Below are 24,311 nucleotides of genomic sequence, written 5' to 3' on the forward strand. Positions count from 1 at the left end.
GACACGCTTTAGATTAGGTTTATTGATTGGACAAACGCACGAGACCGGGGATATCAAGAATCAGGGCCACGGAACCATCACCCAGAATAGTTGCACCAGATACACCTTCAATCCGTCGATAATTCGCTTCCAGCGACTTGATCACCACTTGCTGTTGCCCAAGTAAATCATCTACGAACAATCCGCAACGCAAACCTTGCCCTTCGACAACTACAATTAAACCTTCGGTTAGCTTGGTGGTTTTCGCGGTGGGTACGTTAAAAATTTGATGCATTCTGATAATCGGCAGATATTGGCCGCGTAACAGGAAAGTTTCCCCTTTGCCCGCCACTCGATTGAGCCTGTCTTCCTTGACATGGAGTGACTCGATAATAGAGCCCAACGGTAAGATGTAGGTTTCGTCGCCTACCGCAATCGACTGACCATCCAGGATAGCCAGCGTAAGCGGGAGGTGAATGGAAATGGTAGATCCTTTGCCCAACTCGGAAAGGATTTCTATGTTGCCGCCCAAGGCCTGGATATTACGTCGTACCACATCCATGCCTACGCCGCGACCGGAAATATCGGTAAGCTTTTCGGCCGTAGAAAACCCAGGCATAAAAATAAGCTCGTATGTTTGCTTATCGCTTAAGATTGCATCGGGATCGATCAAACCCTTTTCAATTGCCTTGGCCCGTAATTTATCTTTGTCGAGGCCTTTACCATCGTCAGTCACTTCAATCACGATATTGCCGCCGCGATGATAGGCCTCAAGGGTCACCGTACCCGTTTCGGGCTTTCCGGCCGCCAGCCTGACATCCGGCATTTCAATGCCATGATCCAGGCTGTTTCTGACTAAATGAACCAGAGGATCGCTGAGCAATTCGACAACTGTCTTATCCACTTCGGTGTTTTCACCCACCAATTTAAGTTCGATTTTTTTGCCGAGTTTGCTGCTGATGTCATGCGCCAATCGCGGGAAACGGCTAAACACGAAACTGATAGGCAGCATGCGAATGTTCATCACGCTTTCTTGCAGCTCGCGGGTATGTCGCTCTAACTGGGAAAGACCGTTTTTCAATTGATCCAATTTATTAAGTTCAAAATGTTCACCTAACAAACTGAGCATGGATTGCGTAATGACCAACTCCCCGACCATGTTGATCAAGGTATCGATTTTACTAGTATCCACACGAATGGAACTTGAACCTTTCGGTGCGGCTTTTGCGTCCTCTTTTTTACCGTTTTTACGGTCTACCGCATTAGCCTCGGATTCTTCGGTACTTGTAAACTCAGCGCTTATTTCTCTAGCAACGCTATTTGTAACGGGTTTTATCGCTATGTCTGCTGACACCTCGGCTTGTGTAGAACTTGTGGACGTTTTGTAGATCGGTTGTTTAGCCAAATCGCAATCGTCCTCAACCCAATCGAAAATCTCGTCGATTTCCGTTTCCGGGATATCGCCCGACACCTCCAACTTCCACGACAAATGACACTCTTCAGGATCCAAATCGTAAAGATTCGGCACGCCTTGCAAGTCTGCGGTTGTGGTCAACTTCCCCAGCGACGCTAATTCCCTAAACATCCGCACCGGCTCGTTGCCGGTCTTCAATAGATGTAAGTGCGGACTGAATGCGATAACCCAACCCGCTATTTGCTTAACATCATCAGCAGACAGAACCTCAGAGGCTTTTGCTGTCTGTTTTCCAACCGAGGGAATGTTCGGAACAGCGTTATTCAGTTCGCTATCCAAGGCTAATTTATGCTCAGCCACATCGGATTGGTCTACTTCACTGCCGTTTTGTATCGATTGCAGCATATCTCTCAGGCAATCGACTGACCCCAACAACACATCAACCGCGGGTTGGGTGATTTTTCTACGGCCGTCGCGCATTTCATCGAGCAAGGTCTCCATGACATGGGTAAAGTCGGAAACCGCGGTAAAACCGAAAGTCCCGCTACCGCCTTTTATAGAATGCGCGGCGCGGAAAATGGTGTTGATGTCTTCGACGTTAACATCCCCCAAATCAAGATTGAGCAATCCAGATTCCATCGCGTCAAGCCCTTCGAAACTTTCTTCGAAAAAAACCTGATGAAATTGCGCCATATCGATTGACATAGAATTACCCGGTGCTGATGTCTCTGAAGAGGCGGATATTTAGCCCATCACTTTTTTGATCGTTTTCAAGAGCTGGTCTGGATTGAATGGCTTCACTATCCAGCCGGTTGCACCGGCATCTTTGCCCTGCTGCTTTTTATCCGTTCCCGCCTCAGTGGTTAACATCAACATTGGCGTAAACTTGTAGTTGGGCAAAGCGCGTAAGTCTCTAATCAACTCAATTCCGTCCTTGTTTGGCATATTTACATCGGTAACCACGCAATCGAAAGCTTGCGCTTTGGCTTTGTTCAAGGCATCCGCTCCGTCAACAGCTTCCACCACGTTATAACCCGCGCCTTTTAAGGTAAACGCCACCATCTGCCTCATTGATGCGGAATCGTCTACAGCAAGAATTGTTGCCACAATTTTCTCCTCCAAATTTATCGAACATAATTTAAAACTGTCAAACCAGTGCAAACTGCGATTGCCAGTTCACCTGATTAGAATTTTACATTGCTGTGATTGTAGCTAAGCTCCGTTAAGATTGTAGTTAGAGAAAGCTGATCTTGCCGAAAAACACTCATTTTAAAAATCTAAGACACTTCATTGCCGAGATCGCCATTTTGGCGAAAATCCGTAAACACTCACATTGCGATTGTGGTTTAACTCGCATAACTTTGTTAAATCCTGTGCTATCTTCAAATTCGATTTTGACGAGCCACCGCTTCCCCGTTCGCGCAGTAGAAATGCACTTATCGTGGGTCGGAGCGGCAAATAACAGCAACAGAGTTTGAGTTCATTTCCGCCCAACCACGTGAGTCACAATCCAATAAATTATGCAAAAATTATTCACCGAAACATCTAAAGGATTCACGCTGGTCGAGCTGATGGTGACCATCGCTATCGCCGGCGTTCTGGTGGGTATTGCAATTCCAAGCTTTACATCGATTATCAGCAACAACCGTTTAACCACATCAGCGAACGAATTGGTCACAGCATTGAATTTGGCTCGAAGCGAAGCGGTAAAACGTGGCAGATCGGTGACTGTGCGCAAAGTTGACGACAAATCATCGACTAACGTCGGTCAAACTGCGTGGGCCTCAGCTAATTGGGAGCAAGGTTGGGATGTTTTCACGGACGCAAATGGCAATGGAGAGTTCGACACTGGAAACGATGTGCTTCTCAAGACTTATGCAGCGTTAACACCGTCCTATACCTTACGCGGAAATAATTTCAGCAACTTCATTCGATTTACTCCATCCGGGCAAAGCAATAACAATGGCAGCTTTGTGATTTGTAACAACAGCGACGGTAACAACACGCCGGAAGCAAACACTTCCCGATTAATTATTGTCAACTCCATAGGTCGAGTGCGCATGGGCCTAGATGCCAACAATGACGGCATACCCAACACTGACACAGTAGCGAGCACCGCCTCGAATATTACATCTTGCTTACCCCCATTTTAGTCACCCATGAAAACAGCCAACGGTTTCACGTTAATAGAAGTCTTGATCGCAGTGGTGATACTTGCCTTGGGTTTGCTCGGCCTGGCTGGCTTGCAATCCACAAGCCTACGAAACAATCAAAGTGCATATTTTCGCTCACAGGCCACTTTGCTTGCTTACGATATAGCTGACCGAGTACGAGCAAATGCAGTGGGTAACTACAACAATCAAGCAGAAACCAATAACGATTGCTTGACGAACACTTGCACACCAGCACAAATGGCTGGTTACGATTTAAAACAATGGAACGACCAGTTAAGAAATCAATTACCTAGCGGCGAAGGTGTAGTGTGTAAGGACAAAACCCCGGGGGACGGAAATTCAAAATCCGCTCATAACTGCGACGGGATCGGCGATGCGTATGCGGTAAAAATTTGGTGGGATGACGACCACGATGGGGCTGCGACGCAACGGTTTGTAATGAGTTTTCAGCCATGAAAAAAAATCAGATCCATTTCCTGCAAACAGGCATGACTCTCATAGAAATTATGATTGCGCTGCTTCTTGGCGCATTCCTATTAGGCGGAGTAATTAAGATTTTCGTTAACGCAAAGCAGACTTACGGGATGCAGGAAGGTTTGTCCCGGTTACAAGAAAACAGCCGTTATGCGTTGGAAATACTCAGCAAAGACTTACGTTTAAGCGGTTTTCAAGGCTGTATTTCCATCACCGATTTAACACCCACCAATACGGCTGCCGCGCCGATTATTGCACCAACGCCCACCTCTGTTATCGTCGGCTACAACGGCAGTGAGGCATCTCCGGCCACGGCTACTTGGTCCCCAGCCTTACCGACGGCCTTGTCAGGTTTAACCACTCCGATTACCCCTGGCACCGATGTAATAACGGTGGTTTACGGTGAAAGTTGCGGCGGTTATTTGTCAGCAGATATGGCAAGCGCAACCTCGGATATACAAATTTCCAGTTCCAATACCTGCGGCATAGCTGATGGTGATCCGGTTTTAATATCCAGCTGTAGCAACGCCGACCTTTTCCGGGCCACCACAGGCACTACCTCGACACTTATTAAGCACAATGCGGTGTCTTTGCCGGCAACTTGCGCTTCCCCACCGTGCTACAAAACCAGCTCGGAAGTCTTTGCGTACCGCGCATACAGCTATTTCATCCGCCCAGGCGCAAGCGGCGAACCGGCTCTTTGGCGATACGACAACACCAAAGCCGCAAGTGCCGCCAATCCTGTTGAAATATTGGATGGCATAGAAAACCTGCAAATTCTCTATGGCGAAGATACCGATGCCGACGGTGTAGCCAACCAATATAAAACCGCAGCTAACGTCACCGATATCACCGATGTCGCCAGCGTGCGTATCTCACTCTTGGCGCGCACCAGCGAGAATCTAGCCTCGCAAACCCTCACTTACGATTACAACGGGAACACAGGCATCAACCCCGGCGACCGGCGAATTCGCCGCGTGTTCAACGCGACGCTTGCAGTGCGTAATCGGTTGCAATAGGTGGCACCATGAATAATTCGAAAATAAAACAAACTGGTGCGGTGCTAATCGTCAGCTTAATCATGCTGATGCTTCTGACGATCATTGGCGTGACGGGCACCAATGTCACCAGTCTGGAAGAAAAAATGGCCGGCAATATGCGTGACCGTAATCTTGCCTTTCAAGCGGCGGAGTCCGCCTTGCAAGCCGGGGAAACTTGGCTAAATACACATACCTATACCTGCAGCAAAGCCGCCGGCAGATTCAATCCACGCGATAAAGATTGCAACACAGCTACTGCGGAAACCTTGGAAGTTTGGGACAGCATAAGTTGGGACGACAATGATTCGGTACTTTACACAGGCGTTTTGTCAAACCTCAGCGCTAATCCCCGTTACATAATTGAAGATTTGGGCTGCTTACCCGCACCTGCGGCATGTCCCGGCACACATAACTATCGAATTACCGCCAGAGCAACCGGCGGCACAGCAGACACTATCGTCATGCTCCAGTCTATTTACCAAATTTAGTTAGTCATACTGACTATTTATATGCAAACAGAAACACGCAGAGGGCAAAATCATGAAAACTAAGCAACGCCAAGTAAAAGCCTATTTTTTGCTGATTCTGTCTCAGACATTGCTAGCAAGCTTCAACGCTTCGGCAGGTATTTCTCAACAACCCTTATTTCTAACCTCGAGCGTTCCACCTATTGTCATGCTGACCATGGGTCGCGACCACAAGCTCTATTACGAAGCCTATAACGATGCTTCTGACCTTAACGGCGATGGGTTAATTGACGTTGGCTATAAACCAAGCATCGACTACTTCGGGTATTTTGACTCGCATCGTTGTTACGATTACGCGGACAGCGACGGAGGATACTTTACACCGAAAGCAAAAACACCATCAGCTACTGATAAAACCTGTTCATCGGTGGACGGCGACTGGAGCGGTGATTTTCTTAACTACATTACAACCGCGCGTATTGACGCTCTCCGCAAGGTACTATATGGCGGTTACCGAGGCGACGACACCACCTCGAAGACCGTACTCAAACGCTCATTTATCCCTCAAGATGCCCATTCATGGGGTAAGGAATACAATCCTAGCAATAACCCGGGATACCTTATCTCAGACTACACACCGTTGGCCGAGCCCGCTACGGGGAAAAGCCACCTATTTGCAAATGTGTCCTTAAGTTACACCGGCCAACCCTTGATGCGCGTCTTAAATAATACTTCCTACCGCGTTTGGGAATGGCTTTCCATCGAACGGCCCGTGGCCGGTAGCGATTGCGATAACGGCAGCCGTACAGCCTGTGCAACCACGGGTAGCTCTAACTGGTCGGTAGTTCCCGATATAGTATTCAGCAATTTGGTGAGAAAAACTTATAGAACCGGAGATACTGCTCCCGCCCATCCATCGAGCGCTGCGGAGTATGCAACATTTGTTACTAATTACGGCACCACCGGTAACTTACGCCTCACTGACAATATGACTAGACTGGAGGCCAATGGTAATCCTGAACGTACCGAACGTTATTTAACCGTTGTAAAAGGAAAAATCACTGTTCCTGCCAGTCTCAATTACAAGTTTTCGGTAGATGGCGACGATGCAGTAGAAGTATTGATTAACGGTACGGTAGTGGCAGGATATTACGGAGGCCATGGCGTCTGCAATTGCAATACTAATAATGGCACTATTCATCTCACCGCTGGTGTCGCTTACGATATTGAATACCACCACGAGGAGGCTTACGGCGACGACAGCTTCGTATTGCGCTGGGACACCTCGAATACCGCCTCTAGCATCACCGACTACAGTGTCAATGTTAACGTCTGCGAAACCGGCAAATTGGAAGCCAACTGCAAAGCCTACAAAAGTGGATCAACCACAACCTATAAACCCACAGGGTTGCTACACACCTATGGCGAAAATGACTCGATGGCATTTGGCTTGCTGACCGGTTCTTATAAAAAGAACATCTCAGGCGGCGTACTCAGGAAAAACATAGAATCTTTCACCAACGAAGTAGACCCTACTACAGGCATATTTACGACAACCAACGGTATCGTCAAGACAATCAACAACCTCCGTATCAACACCTTCAACTACTCGGATCACGCTTACGCTTCTGGGTGGATTACCACGCGCGCAATAACGGAAGGTGAAGCAGCCGAATGGGGTAACCCTATAGCGGAAATGATGTACGAGGGTTTGCGCTATTTTGCTGGTAAAGCAGCCCCCACCTCAGCCTACTCCATCACAGCCACGGATACCCCTGATGCAACACTGGGATTGCCTTTGCCGACTTGGCTTGATCCATATTCAAATACAGGCGGTAAATATCTGAGCTGTGCGAAACCGATGCAACTGGTTATAAGCGATATAAACGCATCCTACGATACCAATCAGTTGCCCGGCAGCTATTTTGACTCGTCGTTCTCAGGTGATTTGTCTGGTCTGAATGTATCGACCTTAGCCGATACAATATGGGGTAACGAATCCGAATCGAGCAATATTTTTATCGGTCAATCGGGGATTGTCAGCGACGGTGCCCCCACGGCAAAATCGGCAAGCAGCTTTAAAAATATCCGTGGCTTAGCGCCGGAAGAACCTACCAAATTAGGTGGCTTTTACGCTGGCAGCATTGCTCTGCACGGCAGAGAAACCGACTTAAATGCCGCTACCGGCGACCAGAAGACCGATACTTTGGCCGTCGCATTGGCTTCACCGCTCCCCAGAATCGAAATACCGGTAAACGGTAAGATAGTAACCTTGGTACCGTTCGCAAAATCCGTAGCGGGCTCCAGCATCACCGCGACCTCAACCAGCTTTCAACCCACCAATCAGATCGTAGACTTTTATGTGGAAAAGATTGTCAACACGGTAGAACCTGTATCCGGTGTGACAACAGGGAATAAAGATACCTCCATTAACGGCGGACGTCCGTACGGAAAATTTCGCATAAATTACGAGGACGTCGAGCAAGCCGCCGATCATGATATGGATGCCATTGTGGAATACACATTTACGGTCAATGCATCAAATCAGGTAGTGGTTGAACTTAATTCAACCTATGCTGCTGGCGGTATAGTCCAGCATATGGGTTACGTTATTTCCGGTACCACCAAGGACGGGGTCTACTTGGAAGTCCGTGACAAAGACACTGGTTCAGGAAGCGATACCGACTATTTCCTTGATACGCCTCCCGGCCAATTTCCTGGTGGCACTTGGTCGGACAACACAGCCTTGCCGCTAACTGCAACCCGGACTTTTACCGTCGGCACTACAACTTCAGCCAGTTTCGTGAAACACGACCCGCTATGGTATGCAGCGAAATGGGGCGTAAGCGACAAAAACAAAGATGGTATTCTGGACCAAAATGAATGGGACGAAGATAAAAATGGTATTCCGGACGGTTATTTTCTGGTAACCAATGCAGGTAAACTTTCCGAACAATTGGGAAAAGCTTTCGCCAAAATACTCAGCAACGTGAGTTCGTCCTCGGCAGTAGCCGCCAATACCGCAAAATTAAATTCAGGGACATTGGTTTATCAAGCCAAATTCGACCCACGTGACTGGAGTGGTCATTTGTTGGCCATACCACTCAATCAAACTACAGGCAAACTTGAAACAAATAATCTTAATTGGGATGCTGCTACAAAATTACCAACAGCCGGTAGTCGTAAAATTTATACCCTCAATCCAACTGTAACCAGTGGTGCACGCGGTATGGAATTTCTTTGGGCGAACTTGACCACTACGCCGACCGGTAGTTCGCAACAGGATTATCTCAACCAAGTCTTCGGCACAGCTGACGGCAAAGGAGAATTACGACTGAATTGGCTGCGAGGGGATAACTCAAAAGAACTGCGTTTAGGCAGCGAAAACTTTAGAAACAGAATCAAGCAATTTGATGGCACCTTCCTGGAAAACAGCACTGATCTGGCAAATGGCTCGATTGATACCAATAAGCTCGGCGACATCGTAAACTCCGACCCCATCTATGTTGGAACCGATGACTTCGGATACAGCTCCTTACCCGGTGCAGAAGGTAGCGACTACACTTCATTTCGAGCCAGCACGAGTTACCAAAATCGCAGACCCATGATTTACGTAGGTGCCAATGACGGCATGCTGCATGGGTTCGACGCCAAAAAGAACGCCGGATCGATTACTTCCGGCGGTACAGAAGTTTTTGCCTATATTCCGAATGCTCTATTTCCGGAATTAAGTAAGCTGACATCACTCACATACACCCATCAGTATTTTGTTGACGGTAAGTCAAGCTTTGGAGACGTATATTACGACTCAAGCTGGCACACCCTTCTCGCAGGTGTCACAGGAGCCGGAGGCAGAGCCGCATTCGCTCTCGACATCACTAATCCGGATACGTTTGGCGCCAGCAGCGTTTTATGGGAGTTCACTAGCACGGATGACAATGACCTAGGCTATACAATAGGTCAACCCGCTATCGCTAGAATGAAAGACGGCACTTGGGCGGTTATCGTTGCGAATGGTTATAACAGCGATGCGGGTAAAGCAGTGCTATATATACTCAACGCCAAAACCGGCGTATTAATCAAAAAACTTGATACCGGTGTCGGTGACGCCGCGAAAAAAAATGGTCTTTCATCACCAAAAGCTGTAGATACTGACGGTGACAAAATTGCCGACACCATATACGCTGGAGATCTCTACGGAAACTTCTGGGAATTCGACGTGAGCGCTTCTTCCGCAACCAGCTGGGCTATTGCCAACAGTAATTCGCCGCTCTTTGTAGCATGCACAACCTCAGGCACTTCGTGCCCGTCGGCAAACCGTCAACCAATTACAGGAAAACCAAATATCGGCGCAGTTGGTGCAGAGCAAACCGGTGGAATTATGGTTTATTTCGGCACTGGCAAATACTTTGAAACCACAGACAATGTCTTGCCAGCCAGTCCGCAAATTCAGTCTTTTTACGGTCTGTGGGATGATAACTCTGGCACTATTACGGACAGAGCAAAGCTACAAGAACAAACCATTACCTACGAAAGCGTACCGGTTAACTCTACTGGCACTGCGGGCACAGGAGTGGTACGGGTAACTTCCAGAAATACCGTGTGTTATTCGGCGGCTACAAGTCCTTCAACAGACGACGACACTCTCACCACCACCTGTAGTGCAACCAATCTCAAAAAAGGTTGGGTAATGAATCTCGTAAAACCAACCAATATCTTGCAAGGTGAAAGAGTGGTTAGTCCACCGGTGATGTATGAAGATTTGGTTATTTTTTCAACGATGATTCCCAGCGCTGATCCATGCTCTGGTGGCGGCGTAAGCCGCGAGATGTCCATTGAGGCAACTACAGGAAAACGCCCGGCAACACCCGCTTTCGATCTATTCGGTAATGATGGTAAGGTTGACGTGAATGATTATATGTTAATCAATGGTAAATTAGTTGCCGCTTCAGGTTGGGACATGGGCATTGGCTTAGTTACAAACCTAAGTTTTGTTGAAAATCACGCCATCGGATCCGGCAGTGACGGAACGGGTGAAAAGTCATTTAAAACGCCCAATCCCCCCGGAGGCGGAGGAGGTGGCGGCAAAAGAACTTCTTGGCGCCAATTGAGATAAATAGCTAAGTTGTTGAGAGCTTATTTTGGAATTAGTCTGATACTAAGAATTTAATGCCTGTGACTTTTGGTTAATCGGGGTTTAGTCGTACGAATTTGCCTGTATTCACTGAATTAAACCGATATGAGATAACAGGCTTACATATTTCAATAAACGATAAAACCCAAACCGGTCAAAATTAAAATGAACAAAACACAACAAGGCGTAACTCTTATAGAGTTAATGGTTACAGTGGCGATCATCGGCATACTTGCCGGCGTCGCAATACCTGGCTATCAAGAGAGTGTACGCAAATCGCGAAGAGCGGATGTCAAAGGCGTATTGCTCGGATTAACCAATGCCATGGAGCGACGTTTTACGGAAGCCAATACCTTTTGTGACGCCGCTGCGGGAGGCACTGCGGTAACCGGCTGTGGAACAACAACGGGCGATATTGGCGCACCGTCAATCTTCACAATCCCAACCGAAACCGCCAGTTTTTACACGGTAACAATTAGTGCTGCTAGCTCCAGTAGCTATACCTTGAGCGCGGTTCCAGCCGGAGCCCAAGCCGGTGACAAATGCGGTACCTTATTAATAGACAATACCGGCAGCAAAACGGTAGCGAGCGCAACATTAGATGCCTCCACATGTTGGAGCAGATAAAACCCTGGCTGAGCAAGCGCTCAGATAACTAGCATCGCATCGCCATAGCTGAAAAATCGATACCGCTGATCAATAGCATGCCGATACGCGTTCATCACTGCGTCATAACCCGCGAATGCCGAAACCAACATTAGCAATGTCGACTCCGGCAAATGAAAGTTGGTCAGCAGAGCATCCACTGCTTTAAACGAGTATCCTGGCGTAATAAATAAATCGGTATCGCCGAATCCAGCTTGCAATCCGCCGTTGCGTGACGCTGACTCTAAAGCTCTTACCGCCGTGGTACCTATAGCGACAACCCTGCCACCTCTGGCCCTTGCTTGATTTACCGCGTCCACGCAAGCTTGCGAGACGGCGTAAGATTCTTTATGCATCACATGCTCGGATAAGTCTTCGACGCGTACCGGGCGAAACGTGCCGCTGCCGACATGCAAAGTGACGAAACTGCGCGCTACGCCTTTTTGATCTAAGCGATCCAACATTGCTTGATCGAAATGTAAGCCGGCAGTGGGTGCCGCCACGGCACCCAATTGCTCGGCAAATACGGTTTGATAACGATCCAAGTCGCTCGCTTCATCAGAACGGCTGATATAGGGCGGCAGCGGCATATGCCCTACTTCGTCCAATAGCGCCAACAAGCCTGCTTCCGCTTCAAACCACAGCCTGAATAAATCGTTATGTCTACCCATAACCCTGCATACCGCGCCATTCTCCAAGGTCAACAAGGCATCGGTCTTTGGCGACTTACTTGCTTTAACATGAGCAAGCGCTGTATGAGCATCCTCGATACGCTCGATCAATATTTCGACTTTACCGCCGCTTGACTTATTTGCGAACAAGCGAGCCGGCATTACTTTGGTATTGTTAAAAACCAATAAATCGTTGCTGCTTATCATGTCGACAAAATCGGCAAACTGGCAGTCTATAATTGCCGCACTTTGTCTATCCAGACGTAGCAATCGACTGGCGCTCCGTTCCGGCAGCGGATACTGGGCAATAAGTTGCTCCGGCAACTGGTAATTAAAGTCGCTCTTTTTCATTCCGAATAGTATTTAAATGACTTTTGAACAATCTTGGGACTTTATCAGCCACAAGACAGGTGAGGAGAATTTATTTGGGGTTTTTTAATACGTTAGATCAGTTTGTATGATGGAAAGCATCGATTTTGAAGCCAGATTGTAGCCTCAATCATCTATAAGCAGTCCAGATAGCATTTTAGCAAAGCTTAAACCGGCAAAGCCCTTATTACCAAGACCAGGTTTTTCATACTGTCGTCGTTCGGCAATTGTTCACCCATCAAGTATCGCATCAGATCCGTGTCTTCAAGTTCCAGCATTCGCAAAAATGTCTGCTGTTCCAAAAGCTCGGCGGCGAGATAACGATTTTCTAAATACCTGAGCAGCATCAAATCCAGCTCAAGGGTACCGCGCCGGCAGCGCCAGCGCAGTTTATTGATGTTTTCGCTCACAGATGATCGCGTTCCACCAACAGCTTCTTTATTTCGGCGATAGCCTTAGCCGGATTAAGCCCCTTAGGACAGGTATCGGTGCAGTTCATGATGGTGTGACAACGATACAATTTAAACGACTCATCGAGCTCGTCTAGACGTTCCTTATCATTTTCATCACGACTGTCGGCCAACCAACGATAGGCTTGCAATAGAATCGCCGGTCCGAGATATTTATCGCTGTTCCACCAATAGCTTGGGCAACTGGTTGAACAGCATGCGCAGAGTACGCATTCGTACAGGCCGTCCAACTTAGCCCGCTCATCTCTACTTTGCAGACGTTCTGTGTTCTCGGGTGCTGCGGACTCGGTGGTTAACCAGGGCTTTATAGACGTATATTGCTCAAAGAAATGCGTCATATCTGCGACCAAATCCTTGACCACCGACATATGCGGCAACGGGAATATTTTCACGGTGCCTTTATAGTCGCTAATCGCTTTGGTACAGGCCAGCGTGTTTTTGCCGTTGATGTTCATCGCGCACGAGCCGCAGACGCCTTCGCGACAGGAGCGGCGAAACGTCAGACTGCTGTCGATTTCATTTTTAATTTTGAGAATCGCATCCAGCACCATGGGCCCGCATTGGTCCATATCGATCTCATAGGTATCGATGCGGGGATTCTCTCCGGAGTCAGGATCCCAGCGATAAACCTCGAAATTGCGGATGTTGGTCGCGCCTTCGGCTTTATAGGTTTTACCCTTTTTTATGACCGAGTTTTTGGGGAGTGTAAATTCAACCATTAGTAAACCCTCTCTTTAGGCGCAACGACTTCTACTTCGTCGGTGAGCGTATACAGGTGGACGGGGCGGTAGTCTATTTTGACTTTATTGTCTTCCCGCCAGGTCAGAGTGTGCTTCATCCAGTTTTTGTCATCGCGTTTCGGATAGTCCTCGCGTGCGTGACCACCGCGACTTTCCTGACGATTACCGGCGGCAGTAATAGTAACTTGCGCTTGACCGAGCAGGTTATCCAGTTCCAGTGTTTCCACCAAATCGGTATTCCAGATCAGTGACTTATCACCCACTTTGACATCGTCAAACGATGCGGCAATCTCACCTATCGCCTTGATCCCTTCGTTTAGCGTGGATTCAGTTCTAAATACCGCCGCTTTAGACTGCATAGTGGTTTGCATATCCATACGGATTTCCGCGGTTGTGCGGCTACCATTGGCATTTCTGATTTTGTCGAAACGCGATAGCGCTTGATCCGTGGCGTCTTTTGCCAAGGGCTTATGCGGCATGCCCGGCTTGATCAGCTCTGTGCAACGAATCGCCGCCGCGCGGCCGAATACCACCAAATCCAACAAAGAGTTAGAACCCAAACGATTGGCGCCATGCACCGAAACGCAGGCGGTTTCGCCGATCGCCATCAAGCCCGGTACTACATAATCAGGGTTACCGTCTTTCAACGTAACGACTTCGGCCTTGTAGTTGGTCGGAATGCCGCCCATGTTGTAGTGCACGGTCGGCAACACCGGAATCGGTTGCTTGGTCGCATCGACACCGGCAAAAATTCTGGCGGTTTCGGTGATACCTGGCAGACGCTCATGGATGATGGCCGGGTCGAGATGCTCCAAATGCAAATGCACATGATCTTTCTTGGGACCGATGCCGCGTCCTTCGTTAATCTCCACCGTAATCGCCCGGCTGACTACGTCGCGTGAAGCCAAGTCTTTAGCATGCGGGGCGTAACGAGCCATGAAGTGTTCGCCTTCGGAGTTGGTCAAATAACCACCCTCCCCGCGCGCACCTTCCGTCATCAAACAGCCGGAACCGTAAATACCGGTTGGGTGGAATTGCACGAATTCCATATCTTGCAAAGGCAAACCGGCTCTCAAGATCATGCCATTGCCGTCGCCGGTAACCGTATGCGCCGAGGTGCAAGATAGAAAGGTACGACCATAGCCGCCCGTTGCCATTACTGTTTGATGCCCGCGAAACAGATGAATCGAACCGTCATCCAGGCACCAGGCCAGAACACCGCGACACTCGCCCTCTTCCATAATCAAATCCAGCGCGATGTATTCGACGAAGAATTCGGCGTTGTGCTTTAAAGCCTGTTGATACAAAGTGTGCAGAATCGCATGCCCGGTCACGTCTGCCGCCGCGCAAGTTCTTTGTGCCTGACCTTTGCCATAATGAGTGGACATACCTCCAAAAGCCCGCTGGTAGATTTTACCTTCCGCGGTTCTGGAAAACGGTACACCGTAGTGTTCCAATTCAATGATGGCTGGAATCGCTTCCCGGCACATGTATTCGATGGCATCTTGATCGCCGAGCCAATCCGAACCTTTCACCGTGTCGTACATGTGAAAACGCCAATCGTCTTCGCCCATATTACCCAGCGCGGCGCTAATCCCGCCTTGTGCAGCCACAGTATGACTACGAGTAGGAAACACTTTACTGATACAAGCGGTTTTTAGACCTTTTTCTACCATGCCAAAGGTCGCTCGCAAGCCGGCTCCGCCGGCGCCAACCACCACTACGTCATGTTGGTGTTCGATGATGTTATATGCTGAGGCCATGAGTTACCTTGCCAAAAAAATGATGATAATCGCGAGTAATGCCGCGACACCCAAAACTAAAAAAATCAGGTTAGTGGCGCGTATCGCCAAGTGTCTGACGGGGATAGTAGACACATAGTCTTCAATCACCACCTGCACGCCTAAAGCGGCGTGGTAAACCACTGCCACGGTCCAGGCGATAATCGCCAAGGTGTTTATCGGCGAAGACAACCAATCAACGGTGTCGGCATACGGCGCGTTCAACGCTTTGTTTAGTAACACAATCAACCAGATTGACAACGGCACCAAGGCTACTGCGGTGACGCGTTGGTACCAAAAATGACCTGAGCCGCTATGTACCGAGAAAAAATCAGCGGCTTTTTCCAATGTTGCTTTGTAATCCATAACCAGCCCTCTTTTAAGAAACCACAAAGGTAATCAGTGTCAACGAAGCGGAAGCAATCAGCTCGTAAACTGCGTATTTATCCAAAGTCATCCGCTCGAATGTTTTGCAAAAATCCCAAATCAGATGGCGAATACCGTGCACCAAATGAAAAAATAGCGCGTAAATAAAGCCCCAATACACCAGCTTAAACAGCCAATACGACATAAATGCCTGCATGGCACCGTAAGCGCCTTCGCCGGCGGCAATAACAAACAGCACATAGACAAATAGCACCAAGCCCATGGAAAGAAACACCCCGGTCATGCGATGGGTGATTGAAACCAGGCCGGTTAAGGGCAATCGATAGACTTGCAGATGGGGCGAAAGTGGTCTGTTTGCTGACATGATTTACCCTAGGTTAAGTTGAAAAATAATGTGTAATCAAAAATCGACGCAACGGCCTTTGCGCTCCCAATCGCCGAAGCGAGTGGGTTCAGGCCCTTTCGGGCCATTAATTTCTGTCGGAAGGGCAGGATTTTGCTCCGTGGACGGCGTCTTCTCGGATTCTGTCTGAGCGCTTTCAGGCGGTTCTTGCTTGGTATTTTTAGCGGACTTCATGTCTGTTTTCTGCATAATTTAGCGATTATTGATAGCCACATAATCACGACGCGGCGGCCCGACGTATAACTGTCTCGGCCTGCTGATCGGCGTCGCCGGCTCTTCCATCATCTCCAGCCAATGTGAAATCCAGCCGGCGGTGCGGGCTATCGCAAACATTACGGTGAACATTTCGACGGGGATGTGCAGGGCTTTGTAGATAATGCCGGAATAGAAATCGACATTGGGGTAGAGTTTTTTCTCAATGAAATACTCGTCTTTCAACGCATATTCTTCCAAGGCCAAGGCCAGTTCAAACAAGGGGTCGCTGGTGTTGGTTCTACTCAACACCTCGTAGCAGGTTTTGCGAATGATGGTAGCGCGAGGATCGAAGTTTTTATAAACCCGATGCCCAAAGCCCATTAAGCGGAACGGGTCATCATGGTCCTTGGCCTTGGCAATGTATTTGGGTACGTTTTCCACACTACCGATTTGCGCCAGCATGTTCAAAACCGCTTCGTTAGCGCCGCCGTGCGCCGGTCCCCATAACGCCGCTATGCCGGCTGCCACGCAGGCATAAGGATTGGCACCGGTACTGCCTGCCATGCGCACTGTAGAGGTGCTGGCGTTTTGCTCGTGGTCGGCATGCAGAATAAACAACAGATTCAGTGCTTGGACCAGATTGGGATCGATGTAATGTTCCTGATCGATATAATTTTGCGAGGAACGCGAGAACATCATATTCAGGAAGTTCTCGCAATAACTCAGATCCATGCGGGGATAAACAAAAGGTCTACCTATGGAATGCCGATAAGACGCTGCGGCAATCGTCGGCATCTTGCCTATCAACCGGGTCGCACAGATCATACGGCTAGCGGGATCTTTAATGTTCAAATCGCTGTGATAAAACGCCGACAAGGACCCCACCACACCCACCAGCATCGCCATAGGATGGGCATCGTAATGGAAACCATCAAAGAATTTGCGCAAGGCTTCGTGGATGATAGCCCTATCGCTGATTTCCTCGTTAAAGTCGCGCAACTGCATGGCATCGGGCAACTCGCCGTTCATCAGCAAATAGGCAACTTCAGTAAATTCGCAGTTCTCCGCCAGTTGTTCGATGGGATAACCGCGATACAACAAGATCCCGTTGTCGCCATCAATGTATGTAATTTTGCTTTTGCAAGCAGCCGTGGCAATAAAGCCCGGATCGTAAGTAAAACACCCAAGATCTTTGTTTAAAGAGCGAATATCGACAGTATCTGCACCCAAAGACCCCTTCAACAACGGATATTCAACTTCTTTTCCGGTGGCGTTATGCCTGACCAGTAAAGTATCGTTTGACATGGTTTCCTCAGTTTTCTGTTAGCAGAAGCTTAGCAGTTGAATTCGATTATCACACAGCGAATGTGATTAGGCCAACCGCTTATGCCATGATCCATCTTTAGCTCAAGCCCATAGCGATTAGCTCCTATTACCCGGAAAGGTTCAAGCCATTGTTCGGCTGATTGATAAAAACACCGCTTGGTTCAGAAAAAGCGTTATGCATTAGCCAAACACTGCAACATTTCTGTCAGATTTTGTAAGCAAAGGACAGAGTGTCTGTTTCATTGTTACAAAGATAACCAAATACGTTATTCACTGTTTCGCTCCTTTCCACTGGGCAGTCTACCGCAAAGCGTTGAAGTTACCGACTTAGCGAGAACTCAGAACCGAAGATAACTGATGGTTTAAATTTTGCTTTGCTGCTTGTAGACAATTCGATGGAGATTTAACAATGAACAAGATTGGAATTTTCTACGGCACCGAGAAAGGTATGACAGCGATGATGGCGCAGGTCATGTACCGAGTTTTGGGCGACGAAATTGCCAGCGAGCCGGTGAATGTTAATCAAGCAACAGTAACGGAACTGCTTGGTTACAAAGCCTTGATTTTGGGCATGCCCAGTTACGGCGTCGGCGAAATACCCGGCAGAACCACCGGCAGCGAAGAAGGCAACTGGGAAGAGTTTTTGTTCCGCCTGGATGAGGCAGATTTGTCCGGAAAACGGGTTGCCCTGTTTGGTTTGGGTAACCAACAAAAATACTACGCGCGCTTTGCCAGCTCATTAATTCATTTGTATCACCATGTTCGGTCTTATGGTGCCGAGGTGACCGGCGCTTGGAGCACGGATGGCTATCACTTTACCCACTCCAGTTCGGTAGTCGATGGCAAATTTGTCGGCTTGGTGCTGGATCACCACAACCAACCCGAACTGACCAAAACCCGGATTCTGGATTGGCTTGAGCAGGTAAAGCCGGCTTTATTGGAGAAGTTGAATTGACTGTTCATTGGCATTGAAGCACAGCCGCGTAAAATAGTTCCAGCGCTTAAGTGTCGCTACCAACAATACAGGATCTGCCATCGCAACGAGGCGCGTCTGTCGCCATCGGTGCGCTTCACGCTGTTCAGCACACCCTACGACCCCAATATGTGTCGGTTTACGCTTCGCTGATCAGACGGGCGGCGCTTATTTTAAAGTCTTCTTCAGTTCATTTATATCGTGTAATGACAGGGCGAATCTTGAAGCATTCTCTGGGAAGAGATCCAGCATAAAGAATTCTCTATGATAGGTATAGAAAGATTGGGCTTCTGTTTGCTTTAACCATCGCCTCAATGCACCTTTTCCAGGACGATTCTGAGATCCAGTCTTACGAAGTTCCCGCGATATTCTTCCCGCTCGCTGGTCGAGCGCTAGTTCTGAGCAGAATTCTTTCAAGTAGCCAGCATAAGCCACCGTGAAAAAGTGAAGTGCAGATGCGAAATAATATCCTCCGGAGCTCAATGGTTTCGCAGACAACGCCTCCAGCGAAATATCTCCGTCTAGGGAAGCTAATAGTTCTCCATAGAATGCGTTGAAGGTTGATAGAAGTTCATTGGGATAAATTTCCCCGGTTGGGCCAATAAAGCCCCAGAACGGAGCTTTCTCAGTCGGAACAATCAGGTGTCCTAAGTTTCCACCGTAACATGCAGCCATAACGACGAGTAGATTGCACCGCGTTGCGACATTGATGCGCGTCAGGAATGACTTCAACTCCGCCCAGGTTAATGAGAGACCATCCGCCAAAATTAACCCACTCTGGTCGTCCGCACCGTGGCACTCAATGTGTAGAATCGGATATTCACCACCCTCTGCGGCCATCTGTATCCGGGCCAGACATCCAAGGAAATCAGATCGCGACATGGCCTGCATCAGTTCAGTCTTCACTGGCCGATTGTGATAGCAGATCACGTTGTCGATATCTTCCCACAACAGCTTGCCAGTATGCCGTTCATTCTGGGGTAATGATTCTAAAACATATATTTTTGAAAAGTGACAGATCTGCGGCATTCTAGGTTTCTATTTAATAATCAAGGCCGTGAGGCGCCATTCTTAGGGCATCAATAGGCGAAGCCGTATTGTGCCGCATGTTGGCTTTTAAACTTTCGGAGCATTACACTAAAGCTAATGCACCCCACAAAGCCTCGCAAATATTAGTCGGTTCAAATATCGCAGCGGGGTTCTCTCCCGTTATGCCGCGCCGAGCACCGGAGGATTTGGACGGATCAGCCCGTGAGGGGCGATGCAGGGATGCATCGCGTTTTCCGCAGGGGCTGGGATGCCCCTTCGGAAAACCCCGTTCAAAGCCTTCGGCGCGCAGGATAAAAGCGGCATCCGGGTCGCCTTTTCTTTGGATACTTTCTTTTGGCGACGCAAAAGAAAGTATCTCGGTTGTCGGTCCGAGAACCGACTGCAAAACAATCCGTCGCGACAGCGACTCTACTCAGAGTCCCTTCTCCCTCTGACAGACGGCAATGTTGAAAATTTTTGATCCCCCCTCATCCCAACCTTCTCCCTGAGGGCGAAGGAGGTTTTTAATACTCAAAAGCGGCTAAAGTTTTAAACGACTAATCCTCAAACATACTGCCCCGCACACCACCCCGAAGCCCAAGCCCACTGGAAGTTATACCCCCCCAGCCACCCCGTGACATCCAACACTTCCCCAACGAAATACAGCCCCGGCACTTGCAAACTCTGCATGGTTTTCGAGGAAATCGCATCGCAATCGACGCCGCCGACGGTCACTTCGGCGGTGCGGTAGCCTTCGGTGGCATTGGGTTTGATCGTCCAGTTGTGCACGCTTTCCGCAATCGCGTTCAGATCTTTGTCGGCGTAATTGGCGACGGTTATATCCAGCTGCCGCTCGTCCAACAATGCTTGCAACAAGCGTTTCGGCAAGTATTCAGCCAACAAATTTTGGATTTTTAATTTGCTGCCTTGTCGCCGTTTTTCTTTCAATACATCGGACAAGTCCATGTCAGGCAATAAGTCCACTTGCAAGGCCTCGCCGGGATGCCAATACGAGGAAATTTGCAGGATGGCCGGGCCGCTCAGACCACGATGGGTGAATAAAATATTTTCTTTAAACGACTGCGTTTGATTGCTTACCCGACACGGCACCGCGATACCGGTCAGCGGGGTAAAGCGTTGTGAATCGTCCGGTTGCAGGGTTAACGGCACCAAGCCGGCTCGCGTCGGCCAGACTTTGATGCCGAATTGTTCAGCGACTTTATAACCAAACGGCGTGGCGCCCATTTTCGGTATGGATAGGCCGCCGCTGGCAATTACTAAGGCCGATGCTGAAATCACACCGCTGCTGGTGTGCAGTAAAAAATCGCCGTCGCTGCGTTTCTCTAATCGGTCCACCCGACAATTTAACTCCAGCGTCACGCCGGCTTGGCCGCATTCTTTCAACAGCGCATCCAGAATGTCCTTGGCACTGTTATCGCAAAACAATTGCCCGTGTAGGCGTTCGTGAAACGGGATTTGGTGGCGCTGGACAAAGCTCAAAAAGTCCCATTGTGTAAAGCGGCTAAGCGCCGACTTGCAGAAATGCGGGTTATTGGAAATGTAATTTTCCGGCGCTATGCTGTAGTTGGTGAAATTACACCGCCCGCCGCCGGACATCAGAATTTTCTTGCCCGGCTTGTTGGCGTGTTCCACTATTTTCACGCGCAGGCCGCGTTTCCCTGCTTCGATGGCGCACATTAAACCGGACGCGCCGGCTCCGACGATGATGACATCAAATTTATCCATGGCGCATAACTTGTAATGACTCGAAAAAATAGGTAAAAAGTGGGGTATTCTAACCGCAATACCCGGCATCCCGAGACGCCAACAAGGTACGCAAGGCGTTTCCAGCAGCCATCACCCAACTTCAACACTTCGACAAGGCCATAATGACTCCAAAATACAGTTATTCATTCAACACGGGCGACGGCAAAAACAAGGCATTACTGGGCGGCAAAGGCGCAAACCTTTGCGAAATGACACAAATGGGCTTTAACGTGCCACCTGGCTTTGTCATCACCACGCAAACCTGCCTGACCTACCTGGAAAACAAGCAATTACCCAGCGATTTAATGGACGAAGTTCGTCAGCAAATCGCCGAGATCGAACGCCTGAGCGGTAAATCGTTTGGCGGCGCCAGCGACCCGCTACTGGTTTCGGTACGTTCCGGCTCGGCCATCTCGATGCCGGGCATGATGGACACCATTCTAAACTTGGGCTTGAACAAGCAAACCCTGGCCGGCTTGATCGAAATGACCGACGACCCGCGCTTTGCTTACGATGCGTATCGGCGTTTCATTCAATTATTCGGTAAGGTTGCGCTGGGCATCGAAGACGAGAAGTTCGATGTGCATTTCAACAACGTCAAACGCGCCGCCGGCATCAAAGCGGACGTGGCATTGACCGCCGACCAACTTCAGGAAATTAGCGAACTGTTCCTGACCGTTGTCCATGAAGAAACCGGCAGGCCGTTTCCGGAAGACGTTTACCAACAGCTGGAAATCGCCATTCGTGCGGTATTCAACTCCTGGCTGGGTAGACGCGCGGTGGATTACCGCCGTGAGTTTCACATCACACCGGACGTTGCCAATGGCACAGCGGTTAATATCGTCACGATGGTGTTTGGGAATATGGGCGACGACTGCGCCACCGGCGTTGGCTTTACCCGCAACCCCGGCACCGGCATCAACGAGATGTACGGCGAATATTTGGTGAATGCGCAAGGCGAAGACGTGGTAGCCGGCATCCGCACGCCTAAGCCGGTGCAGGAAATGGCCAAGGAAATGCCGGAGCAATACCGGCAACTGGTCGAGTTGCGGAATAAGCTGGAAGCGCATTATCACGAGGTACAGGACTACGAATACACCATCGAACGCGGCGTTTTGTATTGCCTGCAAACCCGTAACGGCAAAATGAACGCGACTGCGATGGTAAAAACCTCTATCGACATGGTTTCGGAAGGCCTGATTACTAAGGAACAAGCGTTGCTGCGGATCAACCCCGACATGTTGGAACAATTGCTGCATCCGCAACTGGCTCCCAATCACGAAGTCAAAGCCATTGCCCAGGGCTTACCGGCATCACCCGGCGCTGCTTGCGGCCATTGCGTATTCGACGCCGATACTGCCGTGCGTTTGGGCAAAACCGGCCAAGATTTGATCCTGCTCCGTGAGGAAACCAAACCGGAAGACATTCATGGCTTTTTTGCCGCACAGGGTATCCTGACTAGCCGCGGCGGTAAAACCTCGCATGCAGCCGTGGTGGCCCGTGGCATGGGTAAAGCCTGCGTGGCTGGCGCCGAAGATATTAAAGTCGATGTGCGAGCCCGCTTGGCCATCGTCGGCGACATTCATATTAAAGAAGGCGATTTAATCACCATCGACGGCAGCAACGGCAATATCTATTTGGGCCGCATTCCCACGATTCCGCCCTCCTTCTCCGAGGAACTGAAAACCTTGCTGGGCTGGGCCGACAGCATTGCCCGTTTGCGGGTGCATGCCAATGTCGATACGCCGGAAACCGCTAGATTGGCCGTCAGTTACGGTGCCAAAGGCGTGGGCTTGTGCCGTACCGAACGCATGTTCAACGCCGCCGACCGTTTGCCGCTGGTGGTGGATATGATTCTGGCGCACAACACCGAAGAACGCGAAGCCGCGTTGGCCAAGCTGTTCCCGATTCAGCGCGACGACTTCCAACAGCTATTCGAAGCCATGTCGCCGCATCCGGTTACCGTGCGCCTGCTCGATCCGCCTATGCACGAATTTTTACCCAACGAGCACCAGTTAATCGATGAGTTGGATGCGCTGAAACATTATCTGACCATCGTTAAAGGCCAACGCGTCACGCTGGATACTCTGGCCCATCCGGCGGAAATGCCGGCGCCGTTCAATATGCTGAACGAAGACGTGATTTTGGAAGCGATCAGCAAAAAACAAATGATGCTGGACAAAGTGCTGGAGCTGTACGAAGTGAATCCGATGCTGGGTCATCGCGGCGTCAGGCTGGGCATGAGCTATCCGGAAATCTACAAAATGCAGATCCGCTCGATTCTGGAAGCGGCGGCACTGTGCGTCAAACAGCGAATACCAGTCGAACCGGAAATCATGGTGCCGCAAGTGATCACCGCGCAAGAATTGAAAACCGTGAAAACCTATGTCGACGAGATTCAAGCCGAAGTGGAAGCGCAATACAAACTCAAGCTCAACTTCAAATTCGGCACGATGATAGAAACGGTGCGGGCTTGTACCCGTGCCGACCGACTGGCAGTGACAGCAGCCTTCTTCTCATTCGGTACCAACGATTTAACCCAGGCCACCTTCTCGTTCTCGCGCGAAGATGCCGAAAACAAATTCCTGCCGCTGTACGAAGAATCCGGATTGCTGGAAGACAATCCGTTCGAAACCTTGGACGTCGAGGGTTTGGGCAAACTGATGAAAATGGCCGTGGAACTGGGTCGTCAGCAACGGCCGGATTTGAAAATCGGCATTTGCGGCGAGCACGGCGGGCATCCGCGTTCGATTAAATTCGTTCACGACCTAGGCTTGAATTACGTATCGTGTTCGGCACCGCGGATTCCGGTCGCTCGCTTGGCGGCAGCTCATGCCAAACTATTGGAAAAGCACTCGTAAATACACAGCATG

General features: G+C 49.4%; 20 protein-coding genes. 8 read left to right on the forward strand and 12 right to left on the reverse strand.

Translation table 11 applies throughout. The features are described 5' to 3' along the window. Window positions 1-19 precede the first annotated feature (19 nt). Both ACR64Q_RS12885 and ACR64Q_RS12890 read right to left on the reverse strand, forming a co-directional pair. On the reverse strand, window positions 20-2,098 hold the full coding sequence (locus tag ACR64Q_RS12885; protein WP_483823332.1) for a chemotaxis protein CheA: 2,079 nt from the start codon (window positions 2,096-2,098) through the stop codon (window positions 20-22). A 39-nt stretch (window positions 2,099-2,137) separates the two neighbouring features. Beyond that, window positions 2,138-2,500 carry a response regulator gene (locus tag ACR64Q_RS12890; protein WP_026146892.1) on the reverse strand — a complete coding sequence of 121 codons (363 nt, stop codon included), beginning with the start codon at window positions 2,498-2,500 and terminating at the stop codon, window positions 2,138-2,140. Window positions 2,501-2,913: 413 nt separating this feature from the next. On the opposite strand from ACR64Q_RS12890, the gene ACR64Q_RS12895 reads away from it, so the two are divergent. The 6 genes from ACR64Q_RS12895 to ACR64Q_RS12920 all read left to right on the forward strand — a co-directional run bounded on the left by ACR64Q_RS12895 (window position 2,914) and on the right by ACR64Q_RS12920 (window position 11,309). Further along, window positions 2,914-3,546: a GspH/FimT family pseudopilin gene (locus ACR64Q_RS12895; RefSeq protein WP_313732253.1), complete on the forward strand. Its 633-nt coding sequence runs from the start codon at window positions 2,914-2,916 to the stop codon at window positions 3,544-3,546. 6 nt (window positions 3,547-3,552) lie between these two features. Next, a complete protein-coding gene (pilV, locus tag ACR64Q_RS12900; RefSeq protein ID WP_026601234.1) occupies window positions 3,553-4,023 on the forward strand; it encodes a type IV pilus modification protein PilV in 471 nt (156 codons plus the stop codon). Continuing rightward, window positions 4,020-5,060: a PilW family protein gene (locus ACR64Q_RS12905; RefSeq protein ID WP_026601235.1), complete on the forward strand. Its 1,041-nt coding sequence runs from the start codon at window positions 4,020-4,022 to the stop codon at window positions 5,058-5,060. The genes pilV and ACR64Q_RS12905 overlap by 4 nt, the downstream gene beginning before the upstream one ends. Window positions 5,061-5,068: 8 nt before the next feature. After that, window positions 5,069-5,569, forward strand: a complete 501-nt coding sequence (locus tag ACR64Q_RS12910) for a pilus assembly PilX family protein (RefSeq protein ID WP_026601236.1) — start codon at window positions 5,069-5,071, stop codon at window positions 5,567-5,569. A 52-nt stretch (window positions 5,570-5,621) separates the two neighbouring features. Further along, window positions 5,622-10,664, forward strand: coding sequence for a PilC/PilY family type IV pilus protein (locus tag ACR64Q_RS12915; RefSeq protein WP_026601237.1), 5,043 nt, complete (start codon window positions 5,622-5,624; stop codon window positions 10,662-10,664). Between the two features lie 183 nt (window positions 10,665-10,847). Then, window positions 10,848-11,309: a type IV pilin protein gene (locus tag ACR64Q_RS12920; RefSeq protein WP_081733758.1), complete on the forward strand. Its 462-nt coding sequence runs from the start codon at window positions 10,848-10,850 to the stop codon at window positions 11,307-11,309. Between the two features lie 20 nt (window positions 11,310-11,329). Here ACR64Q_RS12920 and queA read toward each other — a convergent pair whose 3' ends face one another. From queA to ACR64Q_RS12960, 8 genes are all read right to left on the reverse strand, one after another. Further along, complete coding sequence (gene queA / locus ACR64Q_RS12925; RefSeq protein ID WP_313732251.1) at window positions 11,330-12,349, reverse strand: tRNA preQ1(34) S-adenosylmethionine ribosyltransferase-isomerase QueA; 1,020 nt, start codon at window positions 12,347-12,349, stop codon at window positions 11,330-11,332. A 185-nt stretch (window positions 12,350-12,534) separates the two neighbouring features. Beyond that, window positions 12,535-12,777 (reverse strand): FAD assembly factor SdhE, encoded by a 243-nt coding sequence (locus ACR64Q_RS12930; protein WP_313732250.1) that lies wholly within the window; start codon window positions 12,775-12,777, stop codon window positions 12,535-12,537. Then, a complete protein-coding gene (locus ACR64Q_RS12935) occupies window positions 12,774-13,556 on the reverse strand; it encodes a succinate dehydrogenase iron-sulfur subunit (protein ID WP_026601241.1) in 783 nt (260 codons plus the stop codon). The genes ACR64Q_RS12930 and ACR64Q_RS12935 overlap by 4 nt, the downstream gene beginning before the upstream one ends. Beyond that, a complete protein-coding gene (gene sdhA / locus ACR64Q_RS12940; protein ID WP_313732249.1) occupies window positions 13,556-15,340 on the reverse strand; it encodes a succinate dehydrogenase flavoprotein subunit in 1,785 nt (594 codons plus the stop codon). The genes ACR64Q_RS12935 and sdhA overlap by 1 nt, the downstream gene beginning before the upstream one ends. 3 nt (window positions 15,341-15,343) lie before the next feature. After that, window positions 15,344-15,724 carry a succinate dehydrogenase, hydrophobic membrane anchor protein gene (gene sdhD / locus ACR64Q_RS12945; RefSeq protein WP_313732248.1) on the reverse strand — a complete coding sequence of 127 codons (381 nt, stop codon included), beginning with the start codon at window positions 15,722-15,724 and terminating at the stop codon, window positions 15,344-15,346. A 13-nt stretch (window positions 15,725-15,737) separates the two neighbouring features. Further along, window positions 15,738-16,109, reverse strand: a complete 372-nt coding sequence (gene sdhC, locus ACR64Q_RS12950) for a succinate dehydrogenase, cytochrome b556 subunit (protein ID WP_036275646.1) — start codon at window positions 16,107-16,109, stop codon at window positions 15,738-15,740. 36 nt (window positions 16,110-16,145) lie between these two features. Further along, window positions 16,146-16,337 carry a DUF1674 domain-containing protein gene (locus ACR64Q_RS12955; protein ID WP_483823333.1) on the reverse strand — a complete coding sequence of 64 codons (192 nt, stop codon included), beginning with the start codon at window positions 16,335-16,337 and terminating at the stop codon, window positions 16,146-16,148. 3 nt (window positions 16,338-16,340) lie between these two features. Then, window positions 16,341-17,648 carry a citrate synthase gene (locus tag ACR64Q_RS12960; protein WP_313732247.1) on the reverse strand — a complete coding sequence of 436 codons (1,308 nt, stop codon included), beginning with the start codon at window positions 17,646-17,648 and terminating at the stop codon, window positions 16,341-16,343. Window positions 17,649-18,078: 430 nt separating this feature from the next. Here ACR64Q_RS12960 and ACR64Q_RS12965 point away from each other — a divergent pair, with 430 nt between their 5' ends. Continuing rightward, the gene (locus ACR64Q_RS12965) at window positions 18,079-18,624 is read left to right on the forward strand and encodes a flavodoxin (RefSeq protein WP_020482376.1); all 546 of its coding nucleotides are present in this window, start codon (window positions 18,079-18,081) and stop codon (window positions 18,622-18,624) included. A gap of 186 nt (window positions 18,625-18,810) precedes the next feature. Here the strand turns inward: ACR64Q_RS12965 and ACR64Q_RS12970 are convergent, their stop codons facing one another. Beyond that, the gene (locus ACR64Q_RS12970; protein ID WP_313732245.1) at window positions 18,811-19,671 is read right to left on the reverse strand and encodes a hypothetical protein; all 861 of its coding nucleotides are present in this window, start codon (window positions 19,669-19,671) and stop codon (window positions 18,811-18,813) included. Between the two features lie 564 nt (window positions 19,672-20,235). Next, window positions 20,236-21,417: a BaiN/RdsA family NAD(P)/FAD-dependent oxidoreductase gene (locus tag ACR64Q_RS12975; protein ID WP_313732244.1), complete on the reverse strand. Its 1,182-nt coding sequence runs from the start codon at window positions 21,415-21,417 to the stop codon at window positions 20,236-20,238. Between the two features lie 143 nt (window positions 21,418-21,560). Here ACR64Q_RS12975 and ppdK point away from each other — a divergent pair, with 143 nt between their 5' ends. Next, window positions 21,561-24,299 carry a pyruvate, phosphate dikinase gene (ppdK, locus tag ACR64Q_RS12980; protein WP_313732243.1) on the forward strand — a complete coding sequence of 913 codons (2,739 nt, stop codon included), beginning with the start codon at window positions 21,561-21,563 and terminating at the stop codon, window positions 24,297-24,299. The last annotated feature ends 12 nt before the right edge of the window (window positions 24,300-24,311 follow it).

The organism is Methylomonas sp. 2F7, assembly GCF_057126975.1.